A 4654-nucleotide genomic window follows, 5' to 3' on the forward strand; every position below is an offset into this window, starting at 1 on the left:
CGCTTCAACGGCAAGACCTTGCCCAACCGCGTGACCCGCCGTGTGCAAGAACAGGAGGCCCTGGCATGAAGCGCTATTTCTTTGAGCCTGGCGCGATTGTGTGCCACCGCAAGCGCGGCATCAAAGCCCGCCTGACGCGTGGGCTGCAAGCCTGCAAGGGGCTGCTGCAGCTGGTTCTGGGTGGGCATCTATCCGATTCCATCGGCCAGTTCTTGATGCTGGCCGCAATGGTGGTGGCAGTCGCGGCCTGCTTGGGTGCCTTGACTGGTTATGTGCAGTTTGAGCTGGGTATGGGGGTGATCCGATGAAGCTGAAGAAAAACCGTCTGAGTGAGGACAGCAAGCGTCTGCTGGCCCATATCAAGGCTAATGGCCCACAAAACCTAGCGCAGCTGCGACCGTTGACAGGGGAAGTGGAAAGTGACCTGGTCAAACGCCTGCGCAATCTGCGCACGGGCGGCTGGCTGGAGGTTGAGGAAGGTGCACCGGAGCTACGCTGGAACATCTGCAGCGTGGCCGCACCGCTCTTTGACCTGGGCCTGGCACCGAGAAGAAATGGCAAGGACGCGCCAAAGCCTATGGGCGAGATGCCTGAGCGTCGCCAGATCAACGTGATGGAGGGCAAATACGAGCCCACGCCATTCGCACCGCCCCGCAAGGGTTCACTGGATTTCAGCGCTATCGCCAGCCGTGGCGTGCGCTGCTGAGAGGAGAAAACCATGAATACATCACAAGAAATGCCGCAGATGACGCTAGAGCAATTCGAGCTGGAGTCCACATCCCTGGCCATTCAGTTCCTGGCGGTCCTGACTGGCCGCACTCTGCCTACCGGCGTAGTCATGCAAGCGGTGATGAACGTGCACCGCTGCGTTGCCAGCCAGCTGCCAGTGGAGGCCCAAGGGCAACTCTCCATGGCAATGGCGGCCTATGCGGGCGAGCTGATGCAAGGGCTGCCGCCAGCGCCCATACCTAGCCCAACCCAATCGACCAATTTGCACTGAAGGAGCTACGACAAATGACTCAACAAAATATTCCCGAAATTCCTCCCGGCTACATGAAAAACGCACGCGGCCACCTGGTGCCGCGCGACAAGGTGCGCGAGCAGGATCTGCTGCGCGACGAGACGGCCCGCCGCCTGACCGCCAAGGCCATCGCGCTGAATGCCGCACTCAAGGCCTTCAAGGATGAGTCGCTAGCCGATATCGCCGACCTGGTGAAGATTGCCGGCGAGCGCTACGACGTGACGCTGGGCGGCGAGAAGGGCAATGTGTCTGTGACAACCTACGACGGTGAGTTCAGGGTGCAGCGCGTGGTGGCCGACCGCATCGAGTTCACCGAGGAAATCGAGGCCGCCAAGGCCCTGATCCACGGCTGCATCGCCCGCTGGAGCGAGGGCGCCGATGCCAATATCCGCGTGATCGTGGATCGCGCCTTTGCCGCCGACAGCAAGGGCCAGCTCAAGACCGCCGCCGTGCTCGACCTGATGCGTGTGCAGATCGATGACGGCGAGTGGAAGCGCGCCATGGAGGCCATTCGCGGCAGCATCCAGGCCGTTGGCACGGCCACCTATGTGCGCGTCTATCGGCGCGTGGGGGCGTCTGGGCAGTACGAGGCAGTTCCGTTGGATCTGGCGGCGGTATGAGCAACGAGAAGCAATATTTTGCGGTTCTCGCCCCTTGCGGTCAGGGCGTTGTCTTCGATAACGAGGTCGATGCCCGCTGGACAGCAACAGGCCGTGGTGCTGGCTCTGATGGCTTTGGCGTTCCCACCATTGGCGATGATTTTCGCCGTACCTACAAGGGCGAAAAGCTGCGTCTGGTCACGGTTCAAGTTTTGGAGGAGGTGAAGGTATGAGCGATAAATCCCAATTACTCGAATTTGTGGAGCGAATCCAGGAGTGGCATGGTGCCCGTCTATCGGCCGCGCATGACATTCAAGCCAACGCAAAAGAAGGCACATCCGTCAAAGTCATTGATGGCTCTGGCAAAGACGTGACAGTGCAGCTCACACAGCGCGAAGCAATGATCTTTTCTATGGGAATGGAGGCGGGAATTGCCCATTTTGAAAAGCTGCCGTTCACCGTATCCACCGAACCGGAGGACGAAGACGATGAAGAGTTTTGAAGCCATAGCCCAGGAGGCCTACACAGCATTTCGGTCCTCGCTTCCAGAGCAAGACTGGGCCCTTCCCTGGGATGGGCTGACCGAGGCGACGCGCGAGGCCTGGCGTGCGGCAGCCCGCAAGATGGCCGAAGAGATCCAGCAAGTCCACTGACCCGCAGTGATGACGGCCCCCATGCAGGCGCACAGCCAGCTGGGGGCCTTTTCTTTGCCCAAAGGAGCCAAAAATGGCAACGACAACACAAACCACACACCGCAACCGGCTCATCAAACTGATTCAGGTGGCCCGCCGCGACCTGGGCCTGGACGAGCCCAACTATCGCGGCATCCTATTCGCCCAGGGTGGCAATGAATCCCTCGCTGCCATGCCCATCGACGGCATGCAGAAGGTGCTTGACTATCTCAAGGCCCAAGGCTTCAAGGTGCGATCGACCAAAACCGATCGCAAACAGGCCACGGGCAAGGACGCCAGCAAGGTGCGCGCCCTCTGGCTGTTCCTGCATGAGCTGGGCGCCGTGCGTGACCCGTCAGAAGCGGCGTTGACGGCGTATGTGAAGCGCATTGCCAAGGTGGATGACGTGCAGTGGATGCGTGGAGAGCGTGGGGTCAAAACGCCGTCTGGGCCTGAATTCAAAGCACGCCAGGATCTGGTGATTGAAACCCTCAAAAAGTGGGCTATGCGCTTCTTGCCCAATGCCGTGGCGATACTCAAAACAGAGGTGCGGGAGCGATATGAAAACGGGCTTCTCAGCCCCGAGCAGCTTGATTGTGCTGCTCGCGGTTTTGATCGTCAGTTGAACGGCTACTCGTTTGATCTTTACTGGGAAGTCTGGGAAAATCTGCGCACCGCTGCAGGGCGTCAATACCCAGTTTGAATACCCATTTCATGGCCACTTTCGTCGACCGAGACTCCAACATGGCAAGCCGCAGGAATCAGTTCCTGGCGGACCTAATGGATGTGGCCAAGAAGCACCTGCAGGAGCACGTCTCGGGACCTGCCGCTGACATGGTGGCCAGCTCTCTGACGGACCATCTGGCCGATTACTGGGGCGGCCAGCTGATCAACATCCCCAAGGATTACCACTGGAAGCTCAGCCAGCGCGATGCTGAGATCTACTCAGAGTTCAACGGCTACAACTACGCCGAACTGGCAAAAAAGCACGACATGCATGAACGCAGCCTGCGCAAGCTGCTGGATCGAGTCAAGAAGCGGATGGCGGCAGCGGCCGACCGGCGCACCAAAGACCTCTTTAACGACTAAGGCCCCAAATCAGGGGCCTTTTTTGATGCTCTCGGTGGATTGAGAAGCCTATGTGTCCAGCATGTCCCATTCATCCCCAAGAACCCACCGCAACGCCGATAGCTTGCCGTTGATCATGCCCCACTCGAAGTCGGTCCATGGGCCGAGTTTGTCGATACCGACTTCGTCCTCGGTTCGCTTCGCGGCAGCAAGCGCTCCGGCCCAGATACTATCGAGTATCTGGTCTGAGCGGTACGGGCCTCTGCTGTACTCCGCTTCCGGTACCACCTTGACTGAACCATCCTCAATTCTGCTGCGCAAATTCCAATGCCGGTTGTACCAAACCTGTCTGAACAGCAGATTTTCGTTATCAAGAATTTCCGCTAGTCGTCGGGCCTCTTGCGAATAGTTGAACTCAAAGTCGTGCTCTCCGAGGACATCGGGGTTCCGCTCTTTTAGAAACTCAACCATAGAGGTCCTATAGGAGGATTGCGGCACTTCAAACAGATATGCGAGGTCTTGGTGAGGTCTCCTGAGGTCACCGTGTGTTTCGCTGAAGTCTTTTGTGTTGTGGGTGATGAATGCACATGGCTCATCGTCGGTGGCGTTCGATACCAAGTCGATATAAATCTCAACGAGTATGGCGTCCCCCACGCTATTTTTCGGTCGGTGATATGGTGCCAAACTTGCTAGGGCGCGATCTGTGACGCGCTGTTTAATCGCGTCGGTTGTCGCTAACGCTGGCCTGCGGCGCAAAAGCTTGTCAATTCGTTCGATTGAGCCGCCAACTGCATCGCCTTCAACAGCAATCTGGTGATCAACTTCGTTGAGCCCAGCGAGCACTTCAGCTTTGCGCTCATCATCGCCGAACTGGTTTACGGCCTGCCTGACCAAACGAAAGTGGGACTGCAGGCCACGTCGTGCGTCGTCAATGATCCGAGTCTTGTTGCGATCAAATTCGTCCAAAACCTGCTGCGGCACGATCAGTTCGATTTCTCCGCTCTCGACAAGGTCCTCAAGCGCACTGATGACCGGCCTTTCACGATAGTCCTTCGCCAAGTCGAGCCATACGCAGGTATCAACCAGAAGCCTAATTGCCATGTCTTCTATCCCTCTCTTATCTGATTCCACAGATTCTAAAGAGGGCCACTTCAGGTGAGGCTAAAACCACGAGCGTAGCCGTTTCAATAGCTGCAACTTAATTTCAGATCAGCATTGCGCTACGTCGCGGTAAATCCCCCAACGTTTCGATTTATCACGCCACACCCTCTATCTTTATCTCACTCCCTTTCATC

General features: G+C 57.6%; 10 protein-coding genes. 9 read left to right on the top strand and 1 reads right to left on the bottom strand.

Going from position 1 to position 4654, the window contains the following annotated elements:
- Positions 1–65 precede the first annotated feature (65 nt).
- The 9 genes from HF327_RS21655 to HF327_RS21695 all read left to right on the top strand — a co-directional run bounded on the left by HF327_RS21655 (position 66) and on the right by HF327_RS21695 (position 3380).
- Positions 66–308 (top strand): hypothetical protein, encoded by a 243-nt coding sequence (locus HF327_RS21655; RefSeq protein WP_198462414.1) that lies wholly within the window; start codon positions 66–68, stop codon positions 306–308.
- Complete coding sequence (locus HF327_RS21660) at positions 305–706, top strand: hypothetical protein (protein ID WP_198462415.1); 402 nt, start codon at positions 305–307, stop codon at positions 704–706. Before HF327_RS21655 ends, HF327_RS21660 begins: the two co-directional genes overlap by 4 nt.
- 12 nt (positions 707–718) lie before the next feature.
- Positions 719–1000 carry a hypothetical protein gene (locus tag HF327_RS21665; RefSeq protein ID WP_198462416.1) on the top strand — a complete coding sequence of 94 codons (282 nt, stop codon included), beginning with the start codon at positions 719–721 and terminating at the stop codon, positions 998–1000.
- Between the two features lie 14 nt (positions 1001–1014).
- Positions 1015–1641, top strand: a complete 627-nt coding sequence (locus HF327_RS21670) for a DUF3164 family protein (protein ID WP_198462417.1) — start codon at positions 1015–1017, stop codon at positions 1639–1641.
- The gene (locus HF327_RS21675) at positions 1638–1853 is read left to right on the top strand and encodes a hypothetical protein (RefSeq protein ID WP_198462418.1); all 216 of its coding nucleotides are present in this window, start codon (positions 1638–1640) and stop codon (positions 1851–1853) included. Before HF327_RS21670 ends, HF327_RS21675 begins: the two co-directional genes overlap by 4 nt.
- Positions 1850–2122: a hypothetical protein gene (locus tag HF327_RS21680; protein WP_198462419.1), complete on the top strand. Its 273-nt coding sequence runs from the start codon at positions 1850–1852 to the stop codon at positions 2120–2122. Before HF327_RS21675 ends, HF327_RS21680 begins: the two co-directional genes overlap by 4 nt.
- Complete coding sequence (locus tag HF327_RS21685) at positions 2109–2273, top strand: hypothetical protein (RefSeq protein WP_198462420.1); 165 nt, start codon at positions 2109–2111, stop codon at positions 2271–2273. The genes HF327_RS21680 and HF327_RS21685 overlap by 14 nt, the downstream gene beginning before the upstream one ends.
- A gap of 73 nt (positions 2274–2346) precedes the next feature.
- Entirely contained in the window at positions 2347–2994 is a 648-nt protein-coding gene (locus HF327_RS21690; protein WP_198462421.1) for a gp16 family protein, read from the top strand.
- 11 nt (positions 2995–3005) lie between these two features.
- Positions 3006–3380 (top strand): Mor transcription activator family protein, encoded by a 375-nt coding sequence (locus HF327_RS21695; protein ID WP_198462422.1) that lies wholly within the window; start codon positions 3006–3008, stop codon positions 3378–3380.
- A 48-nt stretch (positions 3381–3428) separates the two neighbouring features.
- Here the strand turns inward: HF327_RS21695 and HF327_RS21700 are convergent, their stop codons facing one another.
- Positions 3429–4460, bottom strand: a complete 1032-nt coding sequence (locus HF327_RS21700; RefSeq protein ID WP_198462423.1) for a PIN domain-containing protein — start codon at positions 4458–4460, stop codon at positions 3429–3431.
- Between the last annotated feature and the right edge of the window lie 194 nt (positions 4461–4654).

The sequence above is a fragment of the Comamonas suwonensis genome, assembly GCF_012844455.2.
Classification (GTDB): domain Bacteria; phylum Pseudomonadota; class Gammaproteobacteria; order Burkholderiales; family Burkholderiaceae_C; genus Comamonas; species Comamonas suwonensis.

Bases quoted from the DNA above. Each gene is read 5' to 3' on its own strand.
- HF327_RS21655 (WP_198462414.1), top strand. From the start codon at position 66: ATGAAGCGCTATTTCTTTGAGCCTGGCGCGATTGTGTGCCACCGCAAG.
- HF327_RS21660 (WP_198462415.1), top strand. From the start codon at position 305: ATGAAGCTGAAGAAAAACCGTCTGAGTGAGGACAGCAAGCGTCTGCTG.
- HF327_RS21665 (WP_198462416.1), top strand. From the start codon at position 719: ATGAATACATCACAAGAAATGCCGCAGATGACGCTAGAGCAATTCGAG.
- HF327_RS21670 (WP_198462417.1), top strand. From the start codon at position 1,015: ATGACTCAACAAAATATTCCCGAAATTCCTCCCGGCTACATGAAAAAC.
- HF327_RS21675 (WP_198462418.1), top strand. From the start codon at position 1,638: ATGAGCAACGAGAAGCAATATTTTGCGGTTCTCGCCCCTTGCGGTCAG.
- HF327_RS21680 (WP_198462419.1), top strand. From the start codon at position 1,850: ATGAGCGATAAATCCCAATTACTCGAATTTGTGGAGCGAATCCAGGAG.
- HF327_RS21685 (WP_198462420.1), top strand. From the start codon at position 2,109: ATGAAGAGTTTTGAAGCCATAGCCCAGGAGGCCTACACAGCATTTCGG.
- HF327_RS21690 (WP_198462421.1), top strand. From the start codon at position 2,347: ATGGCAACGACAACACAAACCACACACCGCAACCGGCTCATCAAACTG.
- HF327_RS21695 (WP_198462422.1), top strand. From the start codon at position 3,006: ATGGCCACTTTCGTCGACCGAGACTCCAACATGGCAAGCCGCAGGAAT.
- HF327_RS21700 (WP_198462423.1), bottom strand. From the start codon at position 4,460: ATGGCAATTAGGCTTCTGGTTGATACCTGCGTATGGCTCGACTTGGCG.